The organism is Streptomyces sp. NPDC002463 (genome assembly GCF_042889835.1).
Taxonomy (GTDB): domain Bacteria; phylum Actinomycetota; class Actinomycetes; order Streptomycetales; family Streptomycetaceae; genus Streptomyces; species Streptomyces nymphaeiformis.
Genome location: NZ_JBIARL010000012.1, coordinates 191,874 through 218,039, shown reverse-complemented (window position 1 = coordinate 218,039; position 26,166 = coordinate 191,874). Strand labels below are relative to the sequence as shown.

At 70.1% G+C, this 26,166-nt stretch carries 26 protein-coding genes and 2 pseudogenes; 10 read left to right on the top strand and 18 right to left on the bottom strand.

What is annotated here, in order from left to right; translation table 11 throughout:
* Nucleotides 1-27: 27 nt before the first annotated feature.
* Nucleotides 28-804 (bottom strand): MBL fold metallo-hydrolase, encoded by a 777-nt coding sequence (locus ACFYX3_RS24805; RefSeq protein ID WP_389017218.1) that lies wholly within the window; start codon nucleotides 802-804, stop codon nucleotides 28-30.
* A 389-nt stretch (nucleotides 805-1,193) separates the two neighbouring features.
* On the opposite strand from ACFYX3_RS24805, the gene ACFYX3_RS24800 reads away from it, so the two are divergent.
* Complete coding sequence (locus ACFYX3_RS24800) at nucleotides 1,194-1,772, top strand: sigma-70 family RNA polymerase sigma factor (RefSeq protein WP_389017215.1); 579 nt, start codon at nucleotides 1,194-1,196, stop codon at nucleotides 1,770-1,772.
* Between the two features lie 262 nt (nucleotides 1,773-2,034).
* On the opposite strand, the gene ACFYX3_RS24795 is transcribed toward ACFYX3_RS24800, so the two are convergent.
* The 4 genes from ACFYX3_RS24795 to ACFYX3_RS24780 are packed head-to-tail and all read right to left on the bottom strand — an operon-like array spanning nucleotide 2,035 to nucleotide 6,291.
* Nucleotides 2,035-3,237, bottom strand: coding sequence for an ABC transporter permease (locus ACFYX3_RS24795; protein WP_389017212.1), 1,203 nt, complete (start codon nucleotides 3,235-3,237; stop codon nucleotides 2,035-2,037).
* Nucleotides 3,238-3,263: 26 nt separating this feature from the next.
* Nucleotides 3,264-3,980 (bottom strand): ABC transporter ATP-binding protein, encoded by a 717-nt coding sequence (locus ACFYX3_RS24790; RefSeq protein ID WP_389017209.1) that lies wholly within the window; start codon nucleotides 3,978-3,980, stop codon nucleotides 3,264-3,266.
* Between the two features lie 11 nt (nucleotides 3,981-3,991).
* The gene (locus ACFYX3_RS24785; RefSeq protein ID WP_389017206.1) at nucleotides 3,992-5,398 is read right to left on the bottom strand and encodes a Tat pathway signal protein; all 1,407 of its coding nucleotides are present in this window, start codon (nucleotides 5,396-5,398) and stop codon (nucleotides 3,992-3,994) included.
* Nucleotides 5,395-6,291, bottom strand: coding sequence for a hypothetical protein (locus tag ACFYX3_RS24780; protein ID WP_389017203.1), 897 nt, complete (start codon nucleotides 6,289-6,291; stop codon nucleotides 5,395-5,397). Before ACFYX3_RS24780 ends, ACFYX3_RS24785 begins: the two co-directional genes overlap by 4 nt.
* A gap of 249 nt (nucleotides 6,292-6,540) precedes the next feature.
* Between ACFYX3_RS24780 and ACFYX3_RS24775 the strand changes: the two genes are divergently transcribed.
* The gene (locus ACFYX3_RS24775) at nucleotides 6,541-7,086 is read left to right on the top strand and encodes a SigE family RNA polymerase sigma factor (RefSeq protein WP_389017200.1); all 546 of its coding nucleotides are present in this window, start codon (nucleotides 6,541-6,543) and stop codon (nucleotides 7,084-7,086) included.
* Nucleotides 7,070-7,792, top strand: coding sequence for a hypothetical protein (locus ACFYX3_RS24770; protein WP_389017197.1), 723 nt, complete (start codon nucleotides 7,070-7,072; stop codon nucleotides 7,790-7,792). The genes ACFYX3_RS24775 and ACFYX3_RS24770 overlap by 17 nt, the downstream gene beginning before the upstream one ends.
* 28 nt (nucleotides 7,793-7,820) lie before the next feature.
* On the opposite strand, the gene ACFYX3_RS24765 is transcribed toward ACFYX3_RS24770, so the two are convergent.
* Nucleotides 7,821-9,479 carry an ABC-F family ATP-binding cassette domain-containing protein gene (locus ACFYX3_RS24765; protein WP_389017194.1) on the bottom strand — a complete coding sequence of 553 codons (1,659 nt, stop codon included), beginning with the start codon at nucleotides 9,477-9,479 and terminating at the stop codon, nucleotides 7,821-7,823.
* A 79-nt stretch (nucleotides 9,480-9,558) separates the two neighbouring features.
* Nucleotides 9,559-11,193 carry a ribosomal protection-like ABC-F family protein gene (abc-f, locus tag ACFYX3_RS24760; RefSeq protein ID WP_389017191.1) on the bottom strand — a complete coding sequence of 545 codons (1,635 nt, stop codon included), beginning with the start codon at nucleotides 11,191-11,193 and terminating at the stop codon, nucleotides 9,559-9,561.
* 514 nt (nucleotides 11,194-11,707) lie between these two features.
* Here abc-f and ACFYX3_RS24755 point away from each other — a divergent pair.
* The 3 genes from ACFYX3_RS24755 (at nucleotide 11,708) to ACFYX3_RS24745 (ending at nucleotide 14,422) form a co-directional block, all read left to right on the top strand.
* Entirely contained in the window at nucleotides 11,708-13,327 is a 1,620-nt protein-coding gene (locus tag ACFYX3_RS24755) for a tannase/feruloyl esterase family alpha/beta hydrolase (RefSeq protein ID WP_389017188.1), read from the top strand.
* Nucleotides 13,328-13,367: 40 nt separating this feature from the next.
* Nucleotides 13,368-13,958 carry a DUF308 domain-containing protein gene (locus ACFYX3_RS24750; RefSeq protein WP_389017185.1) on the top strand — a complete coding sequence of 197 codons (591 nt, stop codon included), beginning with the start codon at nucleotides 13,368-13,370 and terminating at the stop codon, nucleotides 13,956-13,958.
* Between the two features lie 68 nt (nucleotides 13,959-14,026).
* The gene (locus tag ACFYX3_RS24745) at nucleotides 14,027-14,422 is read left to right on the top strand and encodes a hypothetical protein (RefSeq protein ID WP_389017182.1); all 396 of its coding nucleotides are present in this window, start codon (nucleotides 14,027-14,029) and stop codon (nucleotides 14,420-14,422) included.
* Between the two features lie 63 nt (nucleotides 14,423-14,485).
* Here the strand turns inward: ACFYX3_RS24745 and ACFYX3_RS24740 are convergent, their stop codons facing one another.
* The 3 genes from ACFYX3_RS24740 to ACFYX3_RS24730 all read right to left on the bottom strand — a co-directional run bounded on the left by ACFYX3_RS24740 (nucleotide 14,486) and on the right by ACFYX3_RS24730 (nucleotide 17,139).
* Nucleotides 14,486-15,736: a cytochrome P450 gene (locus tag ACFYX3_RS24740; RefSeq protein ID WP_389017179.1), complete on the bottom strand. Its 1,251-nt coding sequence runs from the start codon at nucleotides 15,734-15,736 to the stop codon at nucleotides 14,486-14,488.
* 255 nt (nucleotides 15,737-15,991) lie between these two features.
* Complete coding sequence (locus tag ACFYX3_RS24735; RefSeq protein WP_389017176.1) at nucleotides 15,992-16,468, bottom strand: SsgA family sporulation/cell division regulator; 477 nt, start codon at nucleotides 16,466-16,468, stop codon at nucleotides 15,992-15,994.
* A 242-nt stretch (nucleotides 16,469-16,710) separates the two neighbouring features.
* Nucleotides 16,711-17,139: a hypothetical protein gene (locus ACFYX3_RS24730; RefSeq protein ID WP_389017173.1), complete on the bottom strand. Its 429-nt coding sequence runs from the start codon at nucleotides 17,137-17,139 to the stop codon at nucleotides 16,711-16,713.
* 497 nt (nucleotides 17,140-17,636) lie between these two features.
* Here ACFYX3_RS24730 and ACFYX3_RS24725 point away from each other — a divergent pair, with 497 nt between their 5' ends.
* Both ACFYX3_RS24725 and ACFYX3_RS24720 read left to right on the top strand, forming a co-directional pair.
* Nucleotides 17,637-17,846, top strand: coding sequence for a hypothetical protein (locus ACFYX3_RS24725; protein ID WP_389017170.1), 210 nt, complete (start codon nucleotides 17,637-17,639; stop codon nucleotides 17,844-17,846).
* A gap of 348 nt (nucleotides 17,847-18,194) precedes the next feature.
* The gene (locus ACFYX3_RS24720; RefSeq protein ID WP_389017167.1) at nucleotides 18,195-18,746 is read left to right on the top strand and encodes a DinB family protein; all 552 of its coding nucleotides are present in this window, start codon (nucleotides 18,195-18,197) and stop codon (nucleotides 18,744-18,746) included.
* An 84-nt stretch (nucleotides 18,747-18,830) separates the two neighbouring features.
* Here the strand turns inward: ACFYX3_RS24720 and ACFYX3_RS24715 are convergent, their stop codons facing one another.
* Nucleotides 18,831-19,988, bottom strand: a complete 1,158-nt coding sequence (locus ACFYX3_RS24715) for an RNA-guided endonuclease InsQ/TnpB family protein (protein ID WP_389017164.1) — start codon at nucleotides 19,986-19,988, stop codon at nucleotides 18,831-18,833.
* A 23-nt stretch (nucleotides 19,989-20,011) separates the two neighbouring features.
* Here ACFYX3_RS24715 and tnpA point away from each other — a divergent pair, with 23 nt between their 5' ends.
* Entirely contained in the window at nucleotides 20,012-20,440 is a 429-nt protein-coding gene (gene tnpA, locus ACFYX3_RS24710) for an IS200/IS605 family transposase (RefSeq protein ID WP_389017161.1), read from the top strand.
* Between the two features lie 228 nt (nucleotides 20,441-20,668).
* Here tnpA and ACFYX3_RS24705 read toward each other — a convergent pair.
* Nucleotides 20,669-21,007: pseudogene (locus tag ACFYX3_RS24705) on the bottom strand (IS5/IS1182 family transposase); the annotation flags it as partial.
* A 67-nt stretch (nucleotides 21,008-21,074) separates the two neighbouring features.
* Nucleotides 21,075-21,821, bottom strand: a complete 747-nt coding sequence (locus ACFYX3_RS24700; RefSeq protein ID WP_389017158.1) for an AraC family transcriptional regulator — start codon at nucleotides 21,819-21,821, stop codon at nucleotides 21,075-21,077.
* 271 nt (nucleotides 21,822-22,092) lie between these two features.
* Here ACFYX3_RS24700 and ACFYX3_RS24695 point away from each other — a divergent pair, with 271 nt between their 5' ends.
* Nucleotides 22,093-23,025, top strand: a complete 933-nt coding sequence (locus ACFYX3_RS24695; RefSeq protein WP_389017155.1) for an NADP-dependent oxidoreductase — start codon at nucleotides 22,093-22,095, stop codon at nucleotides 23,023-23,025.
* Nucleotides 23,026-23,114: 89 nt separating this feature from the next.
* Here the strand turns inward: ACFYX3_RS24695 and ACFYX3_RS24690 are convergent.
* The 5 genes and pseudogenes from ACFYX3_RS24690 to ACFYX3_RS24670 form a co-directional block, all read right to left on the bottom strand.
* Nucleotides 23,115-23,333: pseudogene (locus ACFYX3_RS24690) on the bottom strand (transposase); the annotation flags it as partial.
* A 40-nt stretch (nucleotides 23,334-23,373) separates the two neighbouring features.
* Nucleotides 23,374-23,820 carry a DUF732 domain-containing protein gene (locus ACFYX3_RS24685; protein WP_389017152.1) on the bottom strand — a complete coding sequence of 149 codons (447 nt, stop codon included), beginning with the start codon at nucleotides 23,818-23,820 and terminating at the stop codon, nucleotides 23,374-23,376.
* A gap of 4 nt (nucleotides 23,821-23,824) precedes the next feature.
* Nucleotides 23,825-24,463 (bottom strand): PASTA domain-containing protein, encoded by a 639-nt coding sequence (locus ACFYX3_RS24680; RefSeq protein WP_389017149.1) that lies wholly within the window; start codon nucleotides 24,461-24,463, stop codon nucleotides 23,825-23,827.
* Between the two features lie 239 nt (nucleotides 24,464-24,702).
* Entirely contained in the window at nucleotides 24,703-25,089 is a 387-nt protein-coding gene (locus tag ACFYX3_RS24675; protein ID WP_389017146.1) for a DUF2255 family protein, read from the bottom strand.
* Entirely contained in the window at nucleotides 25,086-25,958 is an 873-nt protein-coding gene (locus ACFYX3_RS24670; protein ID WP_389017143.1) for a helix-turn-helix domain-containing protein, read from the bottom strand. The genes ACFYX3_RS24675 and ACFYX3_RS24670 overlap by 4 nt, the downstream gene beginning before the upstream one ends.
* Nucleotides 25,959-26,166 lie beyond the last annotated feature (208 nt).

Sequence of the window (26,166 nt, the reverse complement as noted above, 5' to 3'; positions counted from 1 at the left end):
CTTTCTTCGGTGGTTGCGGGCAGTGGCTCACAGGCCAGGTGTGGACAGGGCGTGTTCGCGGGCCGTCTCGGCGGCCCGCTTCGCCGCACCGCGGTGCACGGGGCCGTGGCCGGGGAGCAGCACGTCGGCGTCCACGGCTTCGATGAGGGCCAGGGAGTCGAGGGCGCGGGACCGGTCGGTGTGGAACATGGAGGGCAGTAGCTGAGGCCCGCTGATACGCGATGTGGGGTGCGCGGTCACCAGGGCGTCGCCCGTGACCAGGACGCCGGTGTCGGCGAGTGCATACGCGCAATGGCCACGAGTGTGGCCCGGTGTGTGTACGGGTGTGGGGTTGCCGGGCAGGTCGAGCGGTCCGGCCGAAGGGAAGGCCTGAGGCTTCGTGACGGGGGCGTGGGTGGTTCCTCCGGCGCGCAGGGCGTGGACGGCCCAGGGGAGCACTCCGGGTCGCCAGGCCCGTGCGAGGACCTGTCCGACGGACACCTGGTCGAGGAAGTCACGGCGTGCGTGCGGCATCTCCTCCCGGTGCATCAGGACGGGGACGCCGTACTCGGTGCGCAGGTACTCGGCCGCGCCGATGTGGTCGTTGTGCGCGTGGGTGACCAGGACGGCGGCCACGGACCGGGGGCGCAGCCCGACCGCCTCCAACGAGGCCAGGAGGGCATCGCGATCTCCGGGGTAGCCGGTGTCGATGAGTGTGCCGCTGTCGCCGTCCTTGACGATCACCCAGTTGGTGTTGCTGCCGGAGACCGAATAGACACCGCTCGCGACATGGACGATGTCGTCGTCGCGCAGAACCTTCGGCATGGTGGCGCTGATCCTCTCCTTGTCGCGCGTCCCTCGTCGGGACCGCGGTGACTTCACCCCATCGTGTCACGTGTGCGCAAGAAGTAGGCCGATGCTTACACGTATCTCAGGGAAGGTTTGCGAGTATGTACATCGGAAGGTGTACCCGTCTCGCCTCCCCTGGTGGCGGATTCGACGAGCGGATCAGGAAAATGCCTGCTCAGAGTAGTTGCGTCGGCTCCCCCGGTGGCCTGCTCGCCCACACATGTCAATCGGGCGGCAGCTCGGCACCCCAGCGACACGAATGCGTCGGTTTTCCGAAACCCGCCCGTGCCCACAGTTCACACGCGGGGGTTGTATCCAGCCCCTGGCCGGATACAGGACAGAGAACCAGGATGGTTCAGAACACGATGGCTACACCCCTCACGGATACGTCCCGGTCCGAACTGCTCGGCACGATCATGAGGGAACACCGGGACGCTCTCGTCTCGTACGCCGAGAAGATGCTGGGCGACCACGGGCTTGCCGAGGACATCGTCCAGGAGACCGTCATCCGCGCCTGGCGGAACATCGACCGCCTGCGCGGAATGGACGGATCCGTCCGCGGCTGGCTCTTCACCGTCACCCGGAACCTGGTCATCGACTGGGTGCGCAAGCCGCACGCCCGCAGAGAGGCCATCGGGGTCACCTACAGCGACCCGGTTTCGCGTGCCGACGGCACCGACGCGGTGCACGACGCTCTGATGGTCCGGCCATTGCTGCACCGGCTGTCTCCCGAACACCGTGCCGTGCTCGTCCACATCTACCTCTGCGACCGCAGCATCAACGAGACCGCCGGCATCCTCGGAGTGCCGACGGGCACCGTCAAGAGCCGCCAGCACAACGCCCTGCGCAAGCTGCGCGAGGCTGTGCGGCCCGAGCCGGCCTGGCCCGCACCTCCTGTGGCCAGGCCTCGTGCGGCGGCCGTTCCACCGGGTACGTCTCGGTGAAGTCGGCCGTCGGGGCCTGGCCGCGGCGCACCGTACGCACGACCAGCGTCGGTCGCACCTCCGGTCCTCCGGGTACCGTCATGCGCTGAACCTTCTGGACCAGCTGTCCCGTTGTCCGGGTGGGGGCTCCGCCGCCAACACGCGGGCGGCGGAACCGGGACGTGTCTTCTGCCATCCCCGTGACCGGAGACCGCCCCCGCGCCGGCGGTCCGAGTCCCAACTCAGGGACCGCCGGCGCGCTCCCACGGCACGCCACCGATGGTCAGGTCGGCGAGCGCAGTGCGTCCACGGGTTCCAGTCTGGCGGCGCGCAGCGACGGGTACAGTCCCGCGAGCAGCCCCACGAGCGCACCCACCACTGGGGCGCCCAGAGCGAGCCGCGGGTCGAGCACGGGCGTCCACTGTCGGACACCCGACACGGACACCACGACGGCCACGCCGACGGCCGCCCCCACGACACCGCCGAGCAGCCCTATCGCGGTGGACTCGACGAGGAACTGTCCCGCCACCTGACGCCGGGACGCGCCGAGGGCCCGCCGCAGCCCGATCTCGCCGACCCGTTCCATGACGGTGACGAGCGTGACGTTGGCGATGCCGATGGCGCCGACCACGAGCGAGACCAGTCCGAGCACGAGGAACAGGCCGTTGACGTCCCCCTGCACACCCGTGCGGGCCTTGGACAGGTCCGGCGGGGCCAGGACGGTCAGGCCCTCCTCGTGGCCGGGCGCCAGGGCTATGGGTGCCTGCCGGGCCACCTGCCGGGCCGCGCCCAGCGACGTGTTCACGAGCACCCGGGACACGTTCTTCAGCCCCATGCGGTCCGCGCCCGTGGTCGGCGGCAGGATGACGGAGGCGGACAGCCGCGGCTCCCGCCGGATGCCTTCGAGCACGCCGATCACGGTGAACGACTGCCCCGCGAGGAAGACGGCGGGCGCCCGCCGCACGTCGTCGATGCCGAGGAGCCGGGCGGCCTGGTCGCCGAGAACGGCCACCCGGTCGTGCCGGGCGACGTCCCCGGCGTCGAAGAACCGGCCCGAGGCCATGGTGCCGTGCACCGCGGCCGGCAGGGTCGTGGTGGCCGAGACGACCGCGAGGGTCTGGCCGGTCACCGTGCCCGGCGCGACCACGTCGTTGGTCCTGACCCGGACCGACGTGGTCGCGTCGGACTCCGACAGCGCGGCGGCCGACTCGACGCCCGCCAGGCGCGCCACCGCGTCGGCACCCGACCACGGCACCAGAGCGGGGTCCGTCGAGCCGGGAGCCCGGACGGGCACCACCACCGACACCGAGGTGGCGGTGAGGGCGTCGAAGCGGCCGACGATCTGGTTCGCCGCCGTCGAGGCGACACCGATCGTGATCACGAGGGTGCCGATGCCGAGCACCGTGCCCAGCGTGGTCAGCGCCGAGCGCACCGGTCGGGCGAGCACACCGGCCAGCGCCTCGGACCACAGGTCCCGGGGGTCCATTCTCGGGCGGTCGTGGCGGTGGCCCCTCATACGGGCTCCTGAGCGAGCCGGCCGTCGTGGATGTGCACCCGTCTGCCCGCACGCGCGCTCACCGCGTCGTCATGCGTGATCACCAGCAGGGTCATGCCCTGCTCCTGGAGCACGTCGAAGAGCGCCAGCACCGACTCGGTGTTCTCTCCGTCGAGGTTGCCGGTCGGCTCGTCGCACAGCAGCAGGGCGGGCTCGCCCAGCAGGGCACGGGCGATGGCCACCCGCTGCCGCTCACCGCCGGACAGCCGGCCGGGCAGGAAGCCGGCGCGGTGGTCGAGCCCGACCCGGGCCAGTGCTTCACGGGCCCGCTCCCGCCGCGTGCCGCGCCCACGACCGGGCCTCGGCGCCCGGTAGGTCTCCGCCAGCATCACGTTCTCCTCCACGGTCCGGTACGGCAGCAGGTGGAAGGACTGGAAGACGAAACCGATCCGGCTGCCGCGCAGCGCGGTGCGCTCCAGGTCGCCGAGGTCGCGGGTGAGCACGCCGTCCAGCCAGTACGCGCCCGACGTGGGCCGGTCGAGGAGACCCAGGATGTTCAGCAGCGTCGACTTCCCGGACCCGGAGGGGCCGACCACCGACACGTGCTCCCCGTGGCGGACCGTCAGATCCACCTCGCGCAGGGCCCGCACCGGGGGCTCGGAGTCGAAGACCCGGCCGACCGACTCCAGGCGTATGACGACGTCCGCGTCCGGTGCCCCGGGCGCCGGACCCACGGTCCCGCGCCTCACTGCCCGACCACCACCTGGTCGCCCTCGCCGAGCGGTACGTCGCGCGGAGTCACCTCGACCTGGCCGGCGGCGGAGAGCCCCGGTGTGACGGGCACGTCGACGATCCGCCCGCCGCGCAGCACCCGTACCCGCGCCTGCCCGTCGGCGGACGTGTGGACCGCCGCCACGGGCACCACCAGGACGGCACCCTTCGAGGAACCGAGGTCGACGGTGGCCTTGACGGCCGCCCCCGCCTGGTTCTTGAGCACGCCGGGTTCGGGCACCGAGACGGCCACCGGCACCGGAGCCTCCGAACCGGCGCCGTCACCTGCCGCCGCCCCTCCGTCCCGGCCCGTGCCGCCGCCGGTGGCGCTTCCCACCGCACCGCCGACCCTCGCGACCACACCGGTGACCTGTCGGCCGTCCGTCGTCTCGATCCGCGCCGGCATGCCCTGGCGCAACTGAGCGGCGTCCGCGGCCGGCACCACGGCCTGCACCACGACGTCCGAACTGGTCACCGTCGCGACGGCGCCGTCAGGAGTGTCCCCGAGGTGCACCTTGACCTTGTCGACCCGCACCGGCAGGTCCGGCAGGAACACCACCTCACCGGCCGGCACCCTGGTGCCGTAGGCGGCCAGGAACAGGCTGAGCGTCTTGTTCGCCTGGTCGAGCCGGTTCTTCGCCGACTTCAGCTCAAGGGCACGAGTGGCGTCGGAGGCCGCGGGGGAGGAGGCACCGCCGTCGTGACCGCCGGCCGCGCCCTGGCCTGCCTGGGCCTGAAGCAGGCCGAGCTGGGCGTCCGTCACCGACTGTTCCAGCTCGCCGCGCTGCTTCTGCTCTTCGGGACCGGGTGCCTGCGCCTCGTATCCCTTGCTCGCGTACCACCGCGTCACAGCGCCCGCCGTGCCCTGGCCGTAGTGTCCGCCGGCGCCCCCGGGATCCTGCCCGATCCTGCGCAGCGCCAGCTGCAACTGGCGTACGTCGTCCCCCGAGGCGCCGGGGCCGAGGGTGCGGTACATGGGCACCTGCCCCCGCAGCACGAACACCGGCCGCCCGCTGACCTGCATCAGGACGCTTCCCTCGGTCAGCACGGCACCCTGCTGCGGCAGTTTCGTCACCAGCTGGGCGGCAGGCCCGTCCGCCGCGGAACCGGAGGACGCGACGGCTCCGGCCAGGGCGACCGACCGGGGCGCGCCGAACTCCACGGTGCCCTGGGCCACCAAGGTCGCCGTCAGCTTGCGGCGCTCCACGGCGACCGTGACCGGCCCAGCCTTCGGCGGCTGGTGCGCGGCCGCGGCGTCGGCGGGCGACTGCATCCGCGTCCCGGCGGCCCAGCCGCCCCCGCCGAAGGCGACGACCACCGCGACCATCACCGTGACCTTCCTGCCGCGACCCCAGGGCGCGCGCAGAAGCCGCCGGCTCATCCGGTGACGTCCTCGAAGGGGTGCTGGGCGAGCTTGGGGAAGTACGCCGCCCGGAAGGCCTTGCCACAGGTCAGGTCCTTGCCGGCGAGGCCGATCTCCCGCGTCAGTCTGGAGACGGCCTCCGACTTGTCGACGTTCAGCACACCGCCCTCCGGCGTCTGGGAGCTCACCTGGAACTTCACCATGTCGCCGATGGACGTCGGCTGTGTGGTGGTGACGTCGACGCCTTCCTTGGTCAGGCAGGCCGCGTACTGCTGGGCCAGGGACACCAGTTGCGGGTCGCCGTTGAGAGCCTGCTGGGCGTCGAGGGAACGCTGCCGGTTCTCGGCGCTCTGCTTGTCGATCTCGGCCTGGGACTTCGCCGGCCCGTAGGCCTTCTCCTCCGCCTCCTTCAGGCATCCCGCCTGGACTCGCTTCCCGTTCCTGGCGGCCGTCTTGCCGAAGGCCTCGTCATAGGCCTTTCGCTGGGCGGAGGAGAGCGCGGCGAGGTACGCGGCGTTCGGGCTGGTGTCCTTGTCGTCGTAGGCCTGACTGCCCCACACGTTCGGGTCGTTGCGGTAGACGGCTCCCGCCCAGATCCCGAAGCCGTACTTCTTCCGGTACTTCTTCGCCGCGGCGTAGTCCCGCCCCTCGCCCTCGGAGAGGGGGTCCTGGTCGTTCCGCGTCACGTGCGGGGTGTAGACGAAGCCTTTGGCACGCATGCAGGAGGCGAGGGCGTTCTGCTCGACGTACTGCTTCCTGGTCTCCTCGTCGGCATCGGCGGGGACGGACAGTTCGCCGCCCGACGACGGGCCGGTGGAAGGAGCGCCCGAGGGGGACGACGCGTCGGGCATCGCGACGACGCCGCCACCGTCGGAGCAGCCCGAGAGCGCGATCACGCTGATCGCCGCCATCAAGGTTCCTGTGGTGAGTGTTCCGAGTCGGACAGTCATGTGGATCCACCAGTCAGCCGTGGTCGTGTGCGGGAACGGATCGCCCCGCCGCCACTCCAACCGGTCGGCGGGGGAGGAGGGAGGTACGCCCGCCTTCGAATGTGACGTGCTTCACGTTTCTCGATGTGTGTTTCGCGTGTCGCGAGGCAACCGCTCGGGACTCCCACCCGGTTGTAAGGGACAAGAGAAGCCACCTGCAACGGGAGCGGAATGACGACGGCGGGGGAGGAACACCCCAGCTTCGAGGAGTTCGTAGCGGCACGCGGACCCAGGTTGCTCCGGGTGGCATGGCTGCTCACCGGAGACGCACACCTGGCGGAGGACCTCATGCAGACGGTGCTGGCGAAGGTGTGGCCGAAATGGCACCGCATCGCCGCGGAGAACCCGGAGGCGTATGTGCGCAAGGCGCTGGTCAACACACACGCATCGTGGTGGCAGCGACGCTGGCGCGGTGAGATACCGCATGAACACGACCGCATTCCCGACCGGAGCACCGGGACCGGGGATCCGTTCGACGCGGTCGATCTGGAGCGGTCGCTGTCGCTCGTCGTACGGCGCCTCCCGCCCCGCCAGCGGACGGTGGTGGTCCTGCGGTACTTCGAGCAGCTGAGCATCCAGGAGACGGCGCACGTGATGGGCTGTCGGCCGGGCACCGTGAAGAGCCAGGCGACCAAGGCGCTGGCCGCGCTGCGGGCGGAGCTGGCGATCGAGGGCGGCGCATGGGCAGGGAGGGTCCGTCATGGGCACGGTGGCTGAGTGGGAGAGGCCGGACGAGGCGGAGCAGGCGGTGCACCGTCTCCTGGAGGCCGCCGTCCCCTCGCTTCCCGTGCCGGCCGACCGGATGGACCGCATCAGGCGCCGGGTACGGCGGCGGCGCAGGCGTGCGGCCGCTGCCGCCGCTTCCGTGGTGACGGCCGCCCTGGCCCTGGCTTACGTCGTGGGGGCACCGGGTGCCGAACGCGACGAACCCGTGGTGACGGCGGCGGCCGGTCCGGTCACCGCACGTCTGCTCGGGCCGGACCGGCCGGTGACGGTCGAACTGCCGAAGGGCTGGCATGCGGTGTCTCTGCGGGACGCGCGCGACTCACCCCTGGCGTTCGTCTCCTCCCAGCCCATGTCCCAGCCCGCGGCGGGCGGCTGTGTGGCGCCCAGGTATCAGATGCTGCGCACGTGCAATCCAGTCTCCCGGCTGGCCGAAGGAGCCGTGCTCGTCGTTCTGTGGCCCGTCGACGAGCCACGGCCGCAGACAGGTACAGATGTTCCACTCAGGATGACCGACGCCGATCCGGCCGACCTGTGCGCGGATGCGGGAGCGGACAGTGCCGCGAGCGGGTACGGCCGCGCCCGCTCGTCCTCGGCCGGGTCCGTCGACGTGTCGATCACCGTGTGCCGGCGCGGTGCGGCGTCCGGGACGAGTGCGGCCGCCCTGGACCTGCTGGACCGGGCGTTCGCCGGAGCGTAGGGGAGGCCGCACTTCTTCGGGAGCGGGGTCAGGACCCGACCGAGGCCACCTCCCGCCCTCGGTCGCGTCCCGGCTCCAACCGGAGCTCGCGCCCCTGCCAACGGCGCCGTAGCCAGCGGTCGTGGCTGGCGACCACGATCGCACCCGGCCCGCCGCCCAACGCATCCTCCAGCTCGTCGCACAGGCGCGGGGAGAGGTGGTTGGTCGGTTCGTCGAGCAGCAACAGCTGCGGCGGACGCGCCACGAGGAGCGCCAGAGCCAGACGACGGCGCTGCCCCACGGACAACCGGCCGACCGGCTTGTCCAGGTCTGCCTCGTGCATCAGGCCCAGCGACTCCAGCGGCACCTTCTCCGCCCGCACCTCGCCCAGCGACAGCGCGTACGTGTCGCGGACCGAGCGCTCGGGCCGTTCGAAAACAGTGTCCTGGGTGAGCAGCCCCACCGTCAGCTCGCGCCGTCTGCGCACCTCCCCCTCGGCCGCGAGACCTCCGGCGAGCACGGCGAGCAGCGTCGACTTGCCCGCCCCGTTGCCGCCCGTGACCAGCAACCGGTCGGTCGCCGCCACCTCCAGGCCGTCCAGCGCCAGCCGGCCCGGCACCCGGACGTCGCGCAGGGCCACCAACGGCCGCGGCCCCTCGGACGACCGGGCCGCCAGGTCCCCGGCGGCGAACCGCAGGGGAAGCGGCGGTGCGGCGACCTGGGCGCGCTCCAGGTCCTCCAGCCGCCGCGAGGCGTTGCGCACCCGGCGGGCGATCTGGTTCTGCACCCGGCCCGCGCGGTGGCCGTAACCCATCTTCTCGTTGTCGGTACGGCCCCGGTCCGGGGCCAGCCGGTGCGCGGTCACGCCCGCCGCCTGGCGCAGTTCCTCCAGTTCCCGCTGTTCCTCGGCGTACCGCCGCTCCCAGCGCTCCCGCTCGGCGTGCTTCGCGGACAGGTAGGTGCTGTAGTTGCCGCCGTAGCGCACCGGGCCGTCCACCGCCGGGTCGAGGTCGATCAGGTCGGTGCAGACGGCGTCGAGGAACGCCCGGTCGTGGCTGGCGATCACCACGGTGCCGGGCATGCCGCGGACCTGTTCCTCCAGGAAGGCGGCCGCGTCGTCGTCGAGGTGGTTGGTCGGTTCGTCGAGGAGCAGCGCCGACGGCCGTCGTACGAGCAGCGCGGCCAGGGCCAGCCGGCCGCGCTGCCCTCCGGAGAGCGACCCGAGCGCGCGGTCGTGTCCGACCGTGCCGAGGCCCAGGCCGTCGAGGACCAGGGCGGCGCGCCGGTCGGCGTCCCAGGACTCCCGGTCCTGGGCCTGTTCGAGCCGTCTGCCGTAGGCGTCGAGGAGTTCCCGGTGACCCGGGTCGTCCTCCGGGACCCGGGCGAGTCCCGCGCCGAGCCGGTCCAGCTCCGCGAGATCCTCACGGGCCTCGCGAAGCGCCTCGTCCAGCACGGTGGCGACGGTCGAGTCGCCGTCGAACGGCATCTCCTGGTGGAGGAAGCCGAGGTCGTCGGGGCGGGTGACGCTCCCGGAGTCGGGTTCGTCCACGCCGGCGAGCACCCGCAGCAGGGTGGACTTGCCGACGCCGTTCTCCCCGATCAGGCCGATGCGATGGCCGGGGGAGGCGGTCAGGCCGACGCCGTCGAGGACCCGGCGGCCGCCCAGGTCACGGACGAGGTCACGGGCGAGAAGAGCGGTCTTGGGCACGGATGTCCCTCCGATGCGGTCGGTGGTGGGCCCGCCGGGCGTACGGCCTCGGGCGCGGGCCATGGCACACACCGGCGGATCACACCGAGGGCGCCCCCGTCTCCTTGAGCACCCCGTCCGCCAGCCGCAGCCAGCGGTTGACCCCGATCTCGGCGAGGAACCGCTCGTCGTGGCTGATCACCATGAAGGCGCCCTGGTAGGAGTTGAGCGCGCTCTCCAGCTGGCCCGCGCTGACCAGATCGAGGTTGTTGGTCGGCTCGTCGAGCAGCAGCAGCTGCGGAGCCGGCTCCGCGCACAGCACGCAGGCCAGCGTGGCGCGCAGCCGCTCGCCACCGGAGAGCACACCGACCGGCAGGTGGGCCCGGGGGCCCCGGAAGAGGAAGCGGGCGAGCAGGTTCATCCGCTCCGCCTCCGGCCGCTCGGGGGCGAACTCGGCGAAGTTCTCCGCCACCGTGAGGTCCAGGTCCAGCAGGTCCAGACGCTGCGACAGATAGGCGATCCGGCCGTCGTTGCGCTTGATCTCCCCGCTGTCCGGGGCGAGGTCGCCGGTGATCAGCCGCATCAGGGTCGTCTTCCCCGCGCCGTTGGGACCGGTCAGCGCGATGCGCTCCGGGCCCCGGACGGCCAGGTCGACACCACCCGGGACGAACACGTCCTCGGCGCCCAGGCGCACCTGCATTCCTTCGCCGAGGAACAGGTTCCGACCGGCGGGCACCCGGGTGTCGGGCAGTTCCAGGGTGAGGCGCTGTTCCTCACGCAGCGCGCGCCCGGCCTCGTCCAGACGCGCCTTGGCCTCGGTGACCCGGGAGGCGTGCATCTGCCCGGCCCGGCCCGCGGACTCCTGCGCGCCCCGCTTCATGTTGCCCGCGAAGATACGGGGCAGACCGGCGTTCTTGAGGTTCTTGGCCGCATTGCTCGCCCGGCGGTCGGCGCGCTCGCGGGCCTGCTGCAGTTCCCGCTTCTCCCGCTTGAGCTCCTGCTCGGCGTTGCGCACGTTCTTCTCGGCCACCTCCTGCTCGGCGCGGACGGCCTCCTCGTACTCGGTGAAGTTGCCCCCGTACAGGCGCAGTTCGTCGCTGCCGAGTTCGGCGATGCGTTCCATGCGGTCGAGCAGGGCGCGGTCGTGGCTGACCAGGAGCAGGCAGCCGTTGAAGTCCGACAGCACGTCGTAGAGCTTGTGCCGGGCCTCCAGGTCGAGGTTGTTGGTGGGTTCGTCGAGAAGCAGGACGTCGGGACGCCTGAGCAACTGGGCGGCGAGACCGAGGGAGACCACCTGGCCGCCGCTGAGCGTGCTCAGACTGCGGTCCAGGGCGAGGTCGGCCAGGCCGAGGCGGTCGAGCTGGGCGCGGGTGCGCTCCTCGATGTCCCAGTCGTCGCCGATGGTGGTGAAGTGCTCCTCGGCGACATCGCCGGACTCGACGGCGTCCAGGGCGCGGATCACCTCGGCGATGCCGAGCACCTCGGCGACCGTGAGGTTCCCCGTCAGGGGCAGGCTCTGCGGGAGGTAGCCGAGCGTGCCGCTGACGGACACCGAGCCCGCGGTCGGCTTGAGTTCGCCGGCGATCAGCTTGAGCAGGGTGGACTTGCCGGAGCCGTTGGGCGCGACCAGGCCCGTACGGCCGGGGGGCACGCTGAAGGACAGGTTGTCGAAGACGGGGGTGTCGTCGGGCCAGGTGAAAGAGAGGATCGAGCACACGATGGCGGCGTCGGACATGAAAAGACCTCGGAGGAACTGAGGGCAGAGCTTGGACCTCTGCCCTGGGCAGACGGGGAAGAAAGGGGTACGACGAAACGGACCACCTCGGCAGCACTCCTGAGCGCCGGCCGGTGGCCGTCAAATCCGGATCTCACCCGGAGATGTCGTCTTCACCCACCACGTCTGTGTCTCCTCACTGGACAACCAATGCCGTCCACAAGCCTAGCAGCCCGTCCGCGAAGACGCCCGCCGGCCGGGTGTGAGCGGCCGCGGCAGGGAAGGCGCGTCCCGTCGAATGACCTAACACGTATCTCACCCGCGGGCCCGGACGGTGTGCACGCGGACCGTCAACTGACTGTTCTCCGAGGCCCGGTGAGCATCCAGAGTGAGAGTCGGCTGTCGACGCGGCAGCAGGACGCCGACCTCCCCAACGGATCGTGTGCCCGTTGCTCCGGGCTGCAGGTCCTGCTCTCCGCCCACCACAGGTGTTGCCGCTCGACCCCGTACACGCCTACCTCACGGATGGAACCCCATGAGACGACGACTTCTGACCGCCCTCGCGGCCGGTGTACCGCTGGCCGCGGCCGTGTATCTGCCGACCGCGTCGGCGGAGACCCCGAACTCCGCCGCCCTCACGCCACTCGACTGCCGCACCGTACCCGTCAAGGCCCCCGCCGGCAGCGAGGTCGAGTCCGTGACCGCGGTCCGGCAGGCCGGCGGCACCATCAACGGCACCGGAAGACTGGGGGGCACCGTCACCGGTGTCCCGGCCTTCTGCGAGGTGACCGTCACCCTCACCCACCCGGGCGCCGGCGACCACGTCAAGGTGAAGACCTGGCTGCCCGAGACAGGCTGGAACGGCCGGTTCCAGGGTCTCGGCGGCAGCGCCTACTCCGCCGGTGACAACGGCGTCGGACTCGGCACCGCGGTCAAGAACGGCTACGCCGCGACCACCACGGACGCCGGCGTCGGTGACGTACTCGACGTGAGCTGGGCGCTGAACGACAAGGGCCAGGTCAACCGGGCGCCGCTGGAGAACTTCGCCTCCCGCTCCCAGCACGAGGCGGCCGTCGTCGGCAAGGCCGTCGTCGCCTCCGCCTACGCCGAGCGCGCCGCCTACGCCTACTTCACCGGCTGCTCCACCGGCGGACGACAGGGCTACATGGAGGCCCAGCGCCACCCCGACGACTACGACGGCATCCTCGCCGACGCGCCCGCGACCAACTGGGACGAGTACGAGGTCGCCACCCTGTGGCCGCAGGTGGTCATGAACAACGAGGAGAACCACCTGACCGGCTGCGAGCTCGACGCGTTCACCAACGCCGCCGTCAAGGCCTGCGACAAGCGTGACGGCCTCGCGGACGGCCTCGTCAACGACGCATCCCGCTGCGACTTCGACCCGCGCCGGCTCATCGGCACCAAGGTGCTGTGCGAGGGCAGGGAACTGACCATCACGGCGGCCGACGCGGCCGTCGTCCGCAAGATCTGGGACGGCCCGCGCACCGCCACCGGTGAGAAGCTGTGGCCCGGAGTTCCGGTCGGGGCCGACCTCAAGGGCCTGGCCGGCACCATCCGTGACGCCGACGGCAACCTCAAGGGCACGCCCTTCCCGGTGCCCGCCTACTGGGTCCAGCTCTGGGTGAAGAAGGACCCGTCCTTCGATCTCTCGACCATCACCTACAGCCAGTTCACGCGGCTGTTCAAGCAGTCCCAGGCCGAGTACGACGAGATCATCGGCACGGACGACCCGAACCTGTCCGCCTTCCGCAAGTCCGGCGGCAAGCTGCTGACCTGGCACGGCCAGGCCGACCCCTTCATCCCCACCCAGGGCAGCGTGCTGTACCGCAAGCAGGTCGAGCGGCTCATGGGCGGCACCAAGAAGGTCGACGACTTCTACCGTCTCTTCCTCGCCCCGGGCACCGACCACTGCGGTCTGAACGGCCAGGACGGATCGGCCGACGGCCTCTCCGCCCTCGTCGACTGGGTCGAGCGGGGCAAGGCCCCCAAGACGCTGCCCGCCACCCTGGTCAACGCCGCCGGCGAGAAGTTCGAGCGAGACCTGTGCCGCTACCCGGCGGTCTCCCGCTACAAGGGCCACGGCGACCCGGCCGCCGCCTCCAGCTTCCGGTGCGTACCCCCGAACCGTCGCTGACCGTGCCGACGCCCGCTGATCCGAGAAAGGCCGAACCTTCATGAGCACGCAGACACCGACCTCGTCAGTACGGGGTTCTGCGGACGAACGCTCCTCCCTGCTGAGGCTCTACCTCGCCCGTGGAGTCCTGGCCGTGGCGTGGGCCCTGGCGTTCGCCGTCTCCCACGAGGAGATCGACGCCACGGCGATCGCGCTGCTGGTCTCCTACCCGCTGATCGACGCGGTCTCCTCGCTGATCGACTACCTGGCGACCCCGGAGGGCTCCGAGCGCCGGATCACCGCGTTCAACGGAGCGGTCAGCACACTCGCCGTCATCGCGGTCGGCATCGCCGGCGCCGGCGGCGAGGCACCGGTGCTCCATGTGTTCGGCGCCTGGGCCGTCATCTCCGGTGCCGCCCAGGTGATCGTCGGGATACGGCGCCGAGGCCCGGAACTGGGCAAGCAGTGGCCGACGCTGATCTCGGGCGGGCTGTCCTTCGTCGTCGGCATCTTCTACAACATCCAGGCCGCGGGCGGAAACTCCTCGCTCGACGTCCTGCCGGTGTACGCCACCGGAGGCGGGGTGTGGTTCATCGCCCAGGCCCTGCTGCTCGGCTGGAAGTCCCGGCAGCTGCGCACCCGGACCGCCTGACCTCCCGGGAACCACCTTTCTGCCCGCGCCTTTCGGGGCGCGGGCAGTATCACGAGAAGGGAAGAGAAATGACTCTGACAGGTTTCGTCCGGGCGGCCGCGGTCGCCACCGCCGTGGCTGCCATGGCCGTGGGCACGAGCCTCGCCACGCCGCAGTCCGCCTCGGCCGCCACCCAGACCGCCCGCAAGGCCTCGCTCTGGTGGAACGGCGCGCGGTACGAAGCCGAGGTGGACAACAATCCGGGCAACGGGGCGCCGAGCTGGCTCTGGCTCGCGGACTACAAGAGTGACGACTACGTCGGAACCATCGCGCACGTCGTGTTCGTCGACGGTACGACGGGCACCTGGGGGCCGGTGTACGGCGGAACCGGAACGGTGGGCCTGCCCAAGGACGTCCGTAGTTTCCAGGTGTGCAGCTACTTCGCTCCCACTTACACGGCCTGCAGTGCCGGGGTCACCCCGTAGCGGCTTGCCGAAGGAAACATGTGATGGGGCTTCAGAAACTCCTTGAAGCCCCATCAACGGTCTTCACACCCCGGGCTGCGTGGATCCGACGCGGTAGCGCACGGGCAGGGAGCGTACGCCGCGGATGATGCCGGAGCCGATCCATTCCAGGGAGCCGGCCGGTGCGGCGAGTTCCAGTTCGGGAACGCGGGCCAGGAGGACGCGCAGGGCGATCGTCGTCTCCAGACGGGCCAGTGGGGCGCCCAGGCAGTAGTGGATGCCGTGCCCGAAGGCCAGGTGGCGGGCGTTCGGGCGGGTCACGTCGAGGACGGTCGGGTCGGTGCCTTCGGTCTGCGGGGCGTCGTGCCCGGCCGAACCGAGGGCGACGACGACCAGTCCGCCCCGAGGGATGTGTACCCCGCCCAGTTCGAGGTCCTCGGCGGCGTAACGGTTCGTGGTGCGTTCGACGGAGGTGTCGTGGCGCAGGAACTCCTCCACCGCGCCGGGCATCAGCTCCGGGCGCTCGCGCAGAGCGGCCAGCTGTCCGGGGTGCTGCAGCAGGGCCAGCGTGGCATTGCCCAGGAGGTTCACGGTGCTCTCGTGGCCCGCGACGATCAGCATCATGCTGGTGCCCACCAGCTCCTCCTCCGACAGCCGGCCGTCCCGCTCGTCGCGTACGGCCACCAGGGCGGAGAGCAGGTCGTCCTGCGGGGCGCGCCGCTTGTCCCGCAGCAGACCCGCCAGGAGCGCGTGCAGACCGGCGAGTGCCGGGCGGTGCTCGGGCGAGGCGACCTGGAGGGCATCGCTCGACCAGCGGCGGAAGTCGGTGTGGTGTTCCTCGGGGATGCCGAGCATCTCGGCGATCACCGCAGCGGGCAGGGGCGCGTGGAACGCTTCGATGAGATCGATCTCGCCGGCCGGAGGCATGGCGTCGACCAGGGCGTGGGCGATCTGCTCGATGCGCGGCGCCAGCTCGGCGCTCCGGCGCGGGGTGAAGGCGGCCGAGGCCAGACGGCGCAGTCGGCCGTGCTCGGGCGGATCGGCCTCCAGCATCTGCGCGCCCAGTCCCACCGACGGTTGGTTGAGGACGTAGCCGGCGGCGGCGAGGGCCTCGGCGGCGGGCACGGAGTCCTTGAGCAGAGCGGGGTGGGTCAAGGCCTCCCGGGCCAGGTCGTGACCGACGACCACCCAACCCTTCAGGCCGAAGTGGAACTGCGCCGGGTGGATGGGCCCGAGCTCGCGCAACCGGGCGTACTGCGCCGGCGCGTCCGCTTTGAAGGCCGGCCCCAGGTCCACTCTGCCGCCCTGGTACGGACACTGCTCGTCGGCGCTCATGGGATCTCTCTTCCGTCTGGCGGTTCTGTGGGGCAAGCGGGTGTCCGGTCGGCGCTGTCCTGTCGTCGCCTGGGGAAGGAACCCGGACCGGTGCGGAGTTCAGGCACCCTCGGTACACGGCGCCCACGGCGATGCCGAAGGACCCGCCGAGGTCGGCCTCGTCGACGGGCATCAGCGCATCTCTGCGGAGGCGCACGTATGTGCGCGACCCGTCCGGGGCGCCGCTCTGTCGGTGTCGAAGTGGGGGCGAGCCGGCTATTCGGATGCTGTTCCCGGCCCGCGGACCAGGTCCATGAGAAAGCCGTCCCAGTTCAGCCCCGTCATCTCCGCCTCGGACGCGACCAACCGGTAGGTGGTGTCCAGCCACTTCGTCAACGGCTCGGTGGGCAGCTCGAACAGGGCCTCCACCTCCCCGGAATCCAGCAGCAGCCACGACGAGGGCGGCGCTCCGGGGAGCGTCGGCAGCGTCGGCCACATCCGTACGTCGCCGACCCCGCTCATGGACGTCACGCCGTGGTGCAGGAGCTCACGCCCTATGCGCCAGACGAGACCGGGCCCCCGTTCCGCCATGAACTCGACCGTGATCACCGCAGCCATCCCCGGGTCGAAACGGAACGTCGCCCGAACCCGCTGCCGGGTGAACTCGTCGAGCATCTGGTCGAGGTCGAGGTACAGCGGTGGCAAGAGCTCGTGGGCCGGATGTGCTCGCAACGGTGACTGGTCACGGTGCATGACGGAGTTCCCCTTCGTGGGACGAAGCCTGCTTCTCCCACTTTTCACCGGGGGACGGAGTCGGCGCATCGGTCAGTTGACGGTCAAGGAGCCAGGCGCACATCCACGCCTGACGGCATCGATGTGTGCCGCACGGACGGTGAACGACACGTCATAAGACAATTTGCCGTCCGCTGCGCGGCGGGGGCGAGCACGCCGAAGGGGGCCGGCCGCACGTGCACGCGACTGGCCCCCTGTACGGGTCACTTGGCCTGGAGAGGGCCCGCGAAGGACTTGCGCAGAGACGAAGGAGCGACCAGGGGCAGCAGCGAGGCGAGCATCTTGCCCTTGACGGTGCTCGGCTCGCGCGTCAGCTCGACGTCGACCCGCGTGCCGTCGCCCTCCGGGGTCATCTTGAAGACCCAGCCGCCGCCGGTGCCGAAGAGCTTGGAGTCGAGGGTGGTGATGGTCACCGTGTCACCGTCCGGTTCCCACTCGTAACGTGCGCGCTCCCAGGCGGCGGCGGTGCCCTCGGTGACCTCCGCCCACGTGTCGCCGAGGTCGTGGACCTGGAAGTGCTCGGTGTCGATCGTGGGCCAGGCCTCGGCGCGGGACGGGCTGAAGTCGGTCAGCACCTCCCGCACGCCCTTCGGGCTGAGCGTGGAGACAAGGTGGAAGCGTACGACTGCCATGGAACATCCCTCACCAAGAAGTAACCTCTGTAACCGGTGACTGAGATTCCCACGTGTGTGGAGCACCTGTCAAGATGGTGACAACCTGGACCGGCTTCCGTACCTTCGCTCTCGGGGAGAACGTCACTCCTCGAAATACCGGTGAACCCGAGAGGGCGACCGGATCGTTCCTCAGGTGGGAGCACCTGCCGCTGGACAACGGCCCCGGCGTCAGGTGAGGGGGAGTTCTCGTTCCACGTGGTCGAGACGAGGACCTCCCGGCCGGTGACCCGACCACCACCACGCGCATCGGATCGCCGGCACTCTCCCTCGCGGACTGCGCCTGCAGCTGCGCTGGGCGTACGAGGGCGGGATCTTCGAGCCGTCCGGTGTCGACCGCTCGTGTGTCGAGGCGGAATGCTCTGGCGGTGCTCTCCGCGCGACTGCATCCTTTGGACCACTACGTTCTCGACCTTGGGGAGGACGATCTCGCGGCACCGCCGCGAGAAGGTCGATCCGTGCGAACAACCATCGGATACACCCTCGAAAGCATCGGCTACGTCATAGGAGCCCAGGGGCTTGTCAGCTTCGCCTCACAGACCTTCTTCGGCACGGAGTGGGGCTGGATGCACAAGCTCGTCGACCTTCCGTCCACCGCCTACCTCGGCATCGTCGCCGTGGGGCTGGCGCTCATCGTCGGCGGGGTGAAGACGCGGAAGAACGCGTAGTTGCCGACAAGGGCTGCTCCGCCCGCAAGAGGCGGGACAAAGCGAGGCTCCTCGGACCATGCATGGTGCGCAGAGAACGCCAACGCAACGGCCAGGAGCCTCGCCTCGTCACCCATGTGACTGCAACACGCGAGGCTCCCGTGCCGTGGAGAGAGGCGCTCGCATTCTCAACTCGCAGGCATAAGGGCATCGTTGGTTCGACAGGTTCGCGAGCGAGATCCAGCGATGCTTGTCGCGCTCGCGCAAGCGCTACGGCCTGTCCGGAGGATCTTGTGGTTCTGGGTGATCGGTTCGTTGCGGTTCACCCGTCGGCTGCACTGTCAGATCCGTTCGCTAAGGTCTGCGGCCATGACGGAGAGCAGAACCGAAGCGTGGCCGGAACCTCCACTCGCCGGCACCGAGGCAGCAGCCATCCTCGGCGCCCTCGAACGGCAGCGGGCTACCCTGGCCTGGAAGTGCTCCGGCCTGGACGCCTCCGGCCTTCGCACCACACTCGGCACGTCCACCATCACCCTGGGCGGCCTTCTCAAGCACCTGGCGCACGTGGAAGACAGCCACTTCGCCCGGCTGTGGCTCGGCTCTCCCGTCGGTGCTCCCTGGGACAACGTCGACTGGGACAGCACCCCCGACTGGGACTACCGCTCCGCCGCGGAGGACACCCCTGAGCAACTGCGCGCTCTCTGGCAGGAATCAGTTGCCCGATCCCGTGCCATCGTCGGCGAGGCACTCAGCACGGGCGGGCTGGACCAGCTCGGCGCCTACACCACCCGTAGCGGCGAACGCCCCAACCTCCGCCGCATCCTCCTTGACCTCATCGAGGAGTACGCCCGCCATGCCGGTCACGCCGACCTCATCCGTGAATCCGTCGACGGCCTCACGGGCGAGGACCCGCCGAGGTGAAGTCAACTTGGCCCGGCCTTGAAGGGCCGGGCTTGGAGGTGGCGCCCGACTGGCTGCCGGGTGGGCTCCCCCGTCCGGACACCCCTATGGGGTGGCTGGGACGCGTGACTCACGCCCCGCGGTCCACACGGTCTCGCCCTTGCGGGCGAGGTTGTGGGACGCGTTGTCGTCCGCGTGCATGAGGGCCCCGCAGGACCGGCAGGCGAACGTCGCTTGATCGACGCGGTTCTTCCGGTCGATATGGCCGCACTGGGAGCATTGTTGGCTGGTGTACGCCGGGTCGGCGTACACCAGTGGCACCCCGGCCCGGCGCGCCTTGTATTCCACGAAGGTGGCGAGCTGGTGGAAGCTCCACGAGTGCAGGGAGGTCCGCTGGTCCTTGCGGTGCCGTACCCGGCTGCGGATGCCCGTGAGGTCTTCCAGGGCGATACCGCAGCCGGTGCGTTCAGCGGTGGTGACGATCTTCTTCGAGATGACGTGGTTGACGCCGGCGGTGTGCCGGGCTTCCTTCCGGGCGCGTTTCTTGAGCAGGCGTCTGGCGGATTTGGTGCCCTTGGCCTGCAGCTTCTTGCACAGGGCGAGCTGGCGTTTGCGGTACCGGTTCAGGCCGCGCCCGGCAGCCCGGTAGCCGGTCGAGGCAGTGGCGATGTTGACGATCCCCGGGTCGACGCCGACGAACCCGACGGGCTCGTACACCTCGGGCTCGGGGATGTCGCAGACGGCGACCAGGTAGAACACGCCGTCGCGTTCGATCAGGTCGGACTCACCCCTGCGGTGCTCGCGCAGCATCGTCAGCGCGTCCGGGGAACAGACGAAGCGGACGTTCTTCAGCCGCCCGGCCGTCGTCCAGATCGACACCGTCCGGGCGTCGTACTGCCAGGACAGGCACCGGTCGTCATACGGCTGCGCGGCCTGAGGCCGGAACGTGACCGGCTTCGACTCCGCCTTGACCCGACGCTTCGCCCCCGGCCTGCCCAGGTTCCCGGCCCGGATGTTCGCCTTCAGCGCGCTATAGGCGTCACGAACCTTCTTGATGACGTGCTGCGCGGCCTGCGCCCCCAGCCCCCGCGCCTTCAACTCGGCGTAGGTGTGCCTGCGCAGTTCGTACTCACGCGGGACACCGCGCTCGAACGCCACCGCCGATACCCAGCACGCGGCCTCGTTGACCGTACGCAGGGTGGAGCGCAGCGCGGCGGCCTGACCGGCCTCCGGCATCAGCTTCACCCGCACCACGATCTTCACAACCGTGATCGTAGCGTTGGCCTATGTCACCACGCTGGGAGCCAAATCCCCATATCCGCAGGGGTAGATCCGTCGTATACACCCTCCACGCCCGCTTGGTCTTCACGCCCAAATACCGGCGTGGACCGTTCACGGACGAGATCCTTCGACGCTGCGAGGAAGTCATGCGCGCCGTGTGTGCCGACTTCGAAACCGAGTTGGTCGAATTCAACGGCGAGACCGATCACGTGCACCTCCTGGTGCACTACCCGCCGAAGGTTGCCCTGTCCCGGCTGGTCGGCTCACTCAAGGGCGTATCCGCCCGCCGGCTCCGGCAGGAGTTCCCCGAGCACATCCGCAAGTACCTGTGGGGCGCACACTTCTGGTCCCCGTCCTACTTCGCCGCGTCCTGTGGCGGGGCACCCCGCAGCATCATCAAGGAGTACATCGAGCAGCAGAAACGTCCGCTCTAGGCTGCGGGTCAGAGCAGTCCAGAGAAGCGATTCCTCCCGGGCCTGAAAGCCCGGGGTTCCTCGCTAGATCCTGCTGAAGTACGGGGTGGAGGGATGGCCAGCCTTCATCATGCTCACCCCTGACAAAGGCGAGTCTCTGTCGAGCGATCACGGCCGGAGCCATAAGCGGATGGCGGCGGTGGTCACGGTGCCGTGGAAGACGTAGGCCCTCTGCGTTCGAGGACCTCAAACCATCTGCGGTGCGTTGCCCCACTGGCCGGGAGTGAGGAGGAAGGCCAGCGGGCGGCAGCGGCCTTTGCCCACGAGGTGGATCTTGCAGGTCAGGCCGTCCCGGGACCTTCCGAGTCCTTCGTCGGGGTGGTGGTACCGGGGTGTTGTCCTCTTTCGGAACACGTGGCTTCTTCTTCCGGGCCCGGCCGCGTGCCGGTGGGCCCTGAAGGACGTCGAGTCAATGCTGACCATGCTCCAGTCGATCCGGCCCCCGAGGTCGGCGTCGGCCTGGACAGCACACAGGATCCGGTCCCACGTACCGTCCGCCGACCAGCACCGGTGCCGTTCATAGACGGTTGTCGGTGTACACGGGAACGTACCCCGCCGCGTACGACTGAACGTGCTCAGGTGTGGCCGTTTCGGGTCAGCCCTTCCGGCGGTAGGTTCCGGGCGGGGTGCCGTGCGCGCGTTTGAACGTGTGGCCGAAGGCGTACTCGGACGTGTAGCCCACTTGGGCGGCGACCGATCTCAGCGGCGCGTCCGACGCCCGGAGTAGTCGTGCTGCCGTGGTCATACGCCACCAGGTCAGGTACGCCAGGGGTGGCTGGCCTACCAGCCGAGCGAAGCGCTTGGCGAAGGGTGCCCTGGAGAGCCCGGCTTCCGCGGCGAGCTTCGCCACTGTCCACGGTGCCGCCGGGTCGCGGTGGATGGCGTGGAGAGCGGCGGTGACCGGCGGGTCGTTCAGCGCGGCGGCCCATCCGGCGGTGTGGCCCCCTCTCAGGGGCCGTTCGTCGAACCAGATGCGCAGGATGTAGAGCAGCAGTGTGTCCAGGAGTGCGGGGACGGCCGCGTCCGTGCCCAGGCTCGGGGTCTCCAGCTCGGCGGCGAGCAGCTTCACTGCCAAGCCCAACTCGGCACGGCGGCCCGGGTGCGCGGGCAGGTGGATCAGATCCGGGAGGGACAGCAACAGCGGGTGGGCGCGGGACGGATCGAGCTGATAGGCCCCGCAGAGCAATACGGTGACCGGACCGCCGTCTCCGCTCCTGTCGACGCTGTCCGATGCGTAGGCGCCGTACGGTTCCGGGTCGTCGGGGTCGCAGGCAGGGATCGCCACCGGGGTCTCGGGGCTGTCGGCCAGGATGTGCCCTTTGCCGTGCGGCAGGAACACCACGTCTCCCGTGCCCAGGTGGATGGGTTCGGTGTCCGCGGGCAGGAGCCCTGCAGGACCACCTGGAAGCCCGCCGACCCTGGTACGGAGGAGAACTCCTGTCCCCACGGGGCATGCCATCGCACATACGCCGACCGGGGCCGACCGGTCCGCGTCACCGCGACCACATCACTCAGTACATCCATGCCCCGAGCGTAGAGCGCGAGACGATCGCGCATGAATGGGGAAGTTTTTGCGCATGGCTTGTCCTCATCCGCCCTCGTAGATTCACGGCATGGCGACGATGAAGACCGCACGCATCCACGAGTTCGGCGATGCCTCCGTGATCCACTACGACGATGTTCCGCGTCCGCGCCCCGACTCCGGTGAAGTGCTCATCCGTGTCGCCGCCAGCTCGTTCAATCCCACCGAGGCTGCGTTGCGTGCCGGACTGCTGCAGGCGTTCCTCCCCGTGGACTTGCCCTACGCGCTCGGCTGGGACGTCGCCGGCACCGTGGCCGAGATCGGCGCAGGGGCGGAGGGGTTCGCCGTGGGCGACCGTGTCATCGGACGGCTCGACGGCGGCGGTGCGGCTGCCGAATACGTCCGGGCGCCCGCCGCCGTGCTGACCGCGGCACCGAAGTCCGTCCCGCTCGCTCACGCCGCAGCGCTTCCTGTCGCCGGCCTGACGGCGTGGCAGGCGGTGTTCGAGCACGGAAGGACGGCCCCGGGCGAGCGGGTGCTGGTCAACGGTGCGGGCGGCGGCGTCGGAGGCTTCGTCACCCAGCTTGCCAAGTACGCAGGGGCCGAGGTGATCGCCACGGCCGGTCCCCGGAGTACCGAGGCGGTCCTGCGACAGGGGGCGGACCACGTCCTGGACTACACCGCTCGACCGGTGAGCACCGCGCTTGACGGCCCGGTGGACATCCTGCTCAACCTGGTGCCGTTGAGCCCGCAGGACGCCGCGGCTCTGGCTCCTCTCGTGCGGCGGGGAGGGCGGATCGTGTCGATCGCAACCCCGATCGAGCCTCCTCTCGACGCCGGCGTGAGCGCGATGCACATGGTCGCCCGCAACGATGTGGCGGACCTGAGGGCGCTTGTGGACCTCGTCGACGCGGGCACAGTCTGCATCGACATCAGCTCATCGCGTCCCCTGTCCGACCTCGCCGACGTCCACCGTCTCAGCCAAGTGGGCCGGACCCGGGGCAAGGTCCTCGTCATCCCGTGAGTCCAGGTGGCCGGGCCCGGAATCCGAGTCTTGCGGACGCTGGGTACGTTCCCACGCACCTGGCTGAGCACGTTCACGTGTACGCCGACAACGGTCCTCCAACTGCCGAAACGCTCGGGAAGATCCCGCCACGGTATGCCCGTCCGGACCCGGAACAAGATCCCGTTGATCACCCTGCGATGGTCGTTCCACCGACCGCCACGCTGCCCCGACGTCGGCAAGCGCGGCTCCAGCCGGATCCACTCGGCATCCGTCAGAGCACCCCGCCCCGTGCCGAGCGCAACGAGCCAATAGTCCGACAGTCGCATGTTCCGCCGGGCAATTCCCCGTCGCAGCGGCCAGGGCGGGTCAGAAGTCGGGGCAGAGGTGTTTGTGGGATGCGTCGAGGATCTTCGCGGCGGTGGCGAGGCCGTGGCCTTCCGGGTGGGTCGGGCTGGTCCACCGCTTGTTGGTCATGTCGATCTGCTTGGCCGTGTCGCCGGGGTAGCGCTTGTAGGTGGAGCAGGTGTCCTTACCCCGGCTGATGGCCTTGTCTTCCTTGCCGTGGACGATGTCGGGGTCGATCGTGTCGAGGAAGGCGAGGAACGCGCCGCGGTCTTCGGGAGAGGGCTCGGGCGGGATGCCGTTGGCGGCGCGGATGCTCTCTCTGGCCTCGGGGCTCAGGGGGGTCTCGGCGGCGCTGGGCTTGCTCTCGGGCTTGCCCGCGGGCCGGTCGGGCTTGGGGGTGGTGCCACAGGCGGTCAGCGCGAGCGCGAGGGTGGCGGCGGCGATGAGGCCGGTGGTCGTCGTTCGCATCGGGTCAGCAGCTCTCTTCGAACTTCACGGCGGTGAGGGTGACGGGCCGGCCGTCGAGCTTGGTGCCGGCGGCGGGTTCCTGGGTGCAGACCTGCCAGTTGGATTCGACGATGACCATGCGGTCCTGGGGGGAGGCGTCGGTGACGGTGAGACTGGTGGAACTGTCGAGCGATTCCCGGGCGACCTTGACGGATTTCCCGGTGAAGTCGGGCATGGTGGTGCTGACCTGGGGGTCGGTGCTGCCCTGGTCGTTGTTCGGGCAGTCCTCTTCGAGCTTGACCGCCGCGAAGTCGATCTTGACGTCGGTGGGGTGCTTGCCCGCGGCCGGGATCTGGCCGCAGACCTTCCAGTTCCTGTCGAGGGCTTGCACGCGTCCACGGCCGAGGGCGTCGTGGGAGTGCAGGTTGTAGAAGCCGGCGGCCTGTGCCTGGTCCTGCGAGGACTGGAGGCCCTTGCCCGTCATGTCGGGCAAGGTGCCCACCTCGGCGTCGGCCTCGGGGGCCTCGGTCGTGGCGGCCGCGGTCGGTTCGGTGGACCGGGCGGGGCGCGGTGTGTCCGAGCCGGACTTGCTGCCCCCCTCGCAGGCGGTGAGGCTGAGCACGAGAGTGGCGCCCGCGATAAGGGTGGTGGTCTTGATGCGCATCGGGTCAGCCTGCCGGATTGTGTACAACCTGTGTGGGGACTTGATCAGGTTGTGATGATCCAGCTGTCGCCTGGCATGGGGGAGTCGATCAGGCACAGGCGGCAGCCTCGGCGGGCGTTGCGGGGACGCCACATCTTCTTGGTGGATGGCGCGCGATGAGTACGTCTTGTCGGCCAGCAGCATGTCCGGGGTGGTGCAGGGCCGTCCGCGGGGGTGAGGACGAGAATCAGAGGCCGGTATCAGCCGTCTGCCGCGAGCCTGTTCCCTCGGCGCGACGGCGAGATCCGGATCGTCGCGGCCCTCGCGTCGGCGTTGCCGAGGAGGAAGCTTGCCACCTGTCCGTACTTCGCGCGGAAGGCATCGTCGATCTCGGCAGAGGGATCGATGCCCTCGGTGCGGAGCAGGACTTCTCGGGTGACGCCGTCCACCCGGATCCGCCCGTGACCGTGCTGCTGCGCCGCCTGATACCAGCGGGAGCGGACTCCGCTGTAGGCACGGACGTACAGCTGACCGCCCGCGGTGACCATGCCGACCTCCACACCGAGGTCGCCGCTGTCGCCGGCGGTCAGGACCAGGGCGTAGGCCTCGGAGAACAGGGCCAGTTCCTCCTGCGTCCAAGCGGTCATCGGGGCAGCTCCTTCGTCCGGTCGGTGGCGAATGGCTCGTCGGTCCAGGTGGTGAGGATGTGGAGGGCGTCGTGGGAGGGGGTCTGGGGCGGGGCGGTGAGGAGCATGAGGCGTTGTCCGGAGTCGTCCGGGCTGTTCCAGGTGTCGCAGTCGAGGGTCAGGTCGCCGACCAGGGGGTGGTGGTAGTGCTTGGTGGCGTGGGCGGTGGTGGTGACGTGGTGTTGGGCCCACCAGGTGCGGAAGTCCTTGTCGGTCACGGAGAGGGCGCCGACGAGGCGGGCGAGGTGGGGGTCGTCGGGGTTGGTGGCGGCTTCCATGCGCAGCGCGGCGACGGCTTCGCGGGCGTCGTGTCGCCAGTTGGGGTGGAGGTTCTTGACGTCGGGGTCGGTGAAGAGGAGGTGGATGTAGTTGCGGTGGCTCGGGGGGAGGGCGGCGAAGTCGGTGTAGAGGCGGGTGGCGGCGGTGTTCCAGGCGAGGATGTCGAGGCGTTTGCCGAGGACGAGGGCGGGGGTGTGGGGGAGTCGGTCGAGGAGGCGCTGCATGGCGGGGCGGACGCGTTGGGTGGTGCGGCGGCGGGGTTGCGGGTCGGTGCGGCCGGCGAGTCGATAGAGGTAGCGTTGTTGGTCTTCGTCGAGGCGGAGGGCTTGGGCGAGGGTGGCGAGGACGGGAGCGGAGGCGCGGACGCGGCCCTGTTCGAGACGGGTGTAGTAGTCGACGCTGATGGCGGCCAGGCGGGCGACTTCTTCGCGACGCAGTCCGGTGACCCTGCGGGTGGAGTCGGTTTCGGGCAGGCCGCATTCCTGGGGCGACAACTGCCCCCGACGAGCCTTGAGGAATGCACCGACGTGGAGATGTGTATCCGCGTTCATGCCCTCCAGTGTCGCGCCGCCTGCCCCGGTCGCGACACACATGTGAGGGGGCAGGATCTTTCCCAGGCGGAATCCCATCGTCTCCACCTGCTCCGACCTGGCGCGATCTCAGAAACGTGCTGAAGCGGCAATGAACGTGTTCATGTCGACACGTTCGCAAGGTGACCGTCATTTGACTGATCCCGTACCGGATGCCGCAGCGCACAGT

What these genes read in the sequence shown, in the direction of transcription:
- ACFYX3_RS24745 (WP_389017182.1), top strand. Translation starts at nt 14,027, where the DNA reads ATGACTCTGACAGGTTTCGTCCGGGCGGCCGCGGTCGCCACCGCCGTG.
- ACFYX3_RS24675 (WP_389017146.1), bottom strand. Translation starts at nt 25,089, where the DNA reads ATGACCGCTTGGACGCAGGAGGAACTGGCCCTGTTCTCCGAGGCCTAC.
- ACFYX3_RS24755 (WP_389017188.1), top strand. Translation starts at nt 11,708, where the DNA reads ATGAGACGACGACTTCTGACCGCCCTCGCGGCCGGTGTACCGCTGGCC.
- ACFYX3_RS24775 (WP_389017200.1), top strand. Translation starts at nt 6,541, where the DNA reads ATGACGACGGCGGGGGAGGAACACCCCAGCTTCGAGGAGTTCGTAGCG.
- ACFYX3_RS24730 (WP_389017173.1), bottom strand. Translation starts at nt 17,139, where the DNA reads ATGGCAGTCGTACGCTTCCACCTTGTCTCCACGCTCAGCCCGAAGGGC.
- ACFYX3_RS24770 (WP_389017197.1), top strand. Translation starts at nt 7,070, where the DNA reads ATGGGCACGGTGGCTGAGTGGGAGAGGCCGGACGAGGCGGAGCAGGCG.
- ACFYX3_RS24785 (WP_389017206.1), bottom strand. Translation starts at nt 5,398, where the DNA reads ATGAGCCGGCGGCTTCTGCGCGCGCCCTGGGGTCGCGGCAGGAAGGTC.
- ACFYX3_RS24780 (WP_389017203.1), bottom strand. Translation starts at nt 6,291, where the DNA reads ATGGCGGCGATCAGCGTGATCGCGCTCTCGGGCTGCTCCGACGGTGGC.
- ACFYX3_RS24720 (WP_389017167.1), top strand. Translation starts at nt 18,195, where the DNA reads ATGACGGAGAGCAGAACCGAAGCGTGGCCGGAACCTCCACTCGCCGGC.
- ACFYX3_RS24680 (WP_389017149.1), bottom strand. Translation starts at nt 24,463, where the DNA reads ATGCGCATCAAGACCACCACCCTTATCGCGGGCGCCACTCTCGTGCTC.
- ACFYX3_RS24740 (WP_389017179.1), bottom strand. Translation starts at nt 15,736, where the DNA reads ATGAGCGCCGACGAGCAGTGTCCGTACCAGGGCGGCAGAGTGGACCTG.
- ACFYX3_RS24735 (WP_389017176.1), bottom strand. Translation starts at nt 16,468, where the DNA reads ATGCACCGTGACCAGTCACCGTTGCGAGCACATCCGGCCCACGAGCTC.
- ACFYX3_RS24795 (WP_389017212.1), bottom strand. Translation starts at nt 3,237, where the DNA reads ATGGACCCCCGGGACCTGTGGTCCGAGGCGCTGGCCGGTGTGCTCGCC.
- abc-f (WP_389017191.1), bottom strand. Translation starts at nt 11,193, where the DNA reads ATGTCCGACGCCGCCATCGTGTGCTCGATCCTCTCTTTCACCTGGCCC.
- ACFYX3_RS24805 (WP_389017218.1), bottom strand. Translation starts at nt 804, where the DNA reads ATGCCGAAGGTTCTGCGCGACGACGACATCGTCCATGTCGCGAGCGGT.
- ACFYX3_RS24685 (WP_389017152.1), bottom strand. Translation starts at nt 23,820, where the DNA reads ATGCGAACGACGACCACCGGCCTCATCGCCGCCGCCACCCTCGCGCTC.
- tnpA (WP_389017161.1), top strand. Translation starts at nt 20,012, where the DNA reads ATGTCACCACGCTGGGAGCCAAATCCCCATATCCGCAGGGGTAGATCC.
- ACFYX3_RS24800 (WP_389017215.1), top strand. Translation starts at nt 1,194, where the DNA reads ATGGCTACACCCCTCACGGATACGTCCCGGTCCGAACTGCTCGGCACG.
- ACFYX3_RS24695 (WP_389017155.1), top strand. Translation starts at nt 22,093, where the DNA reads ATGGCGACGATGAAGACCGCACGCATCCACGAGTTCGGCGATGCCTCC.
- ACFYX3_RS24750 (WP_389017185.1), top strand. Translation starts at nt 13,368, where the DNA reads ATGAGCACGCAGACACCGACCTCGTCAGTACGGGGTTCTGCGGACGAA.
- ACFYX3_RS24670 (WP_389017143.1), bottom strand. Translation starts at nt 25,958, where the DNA reads ATGAACGCGGATACACATCTCCACGTCGGTGCATTCCTCAAGGCTCGT.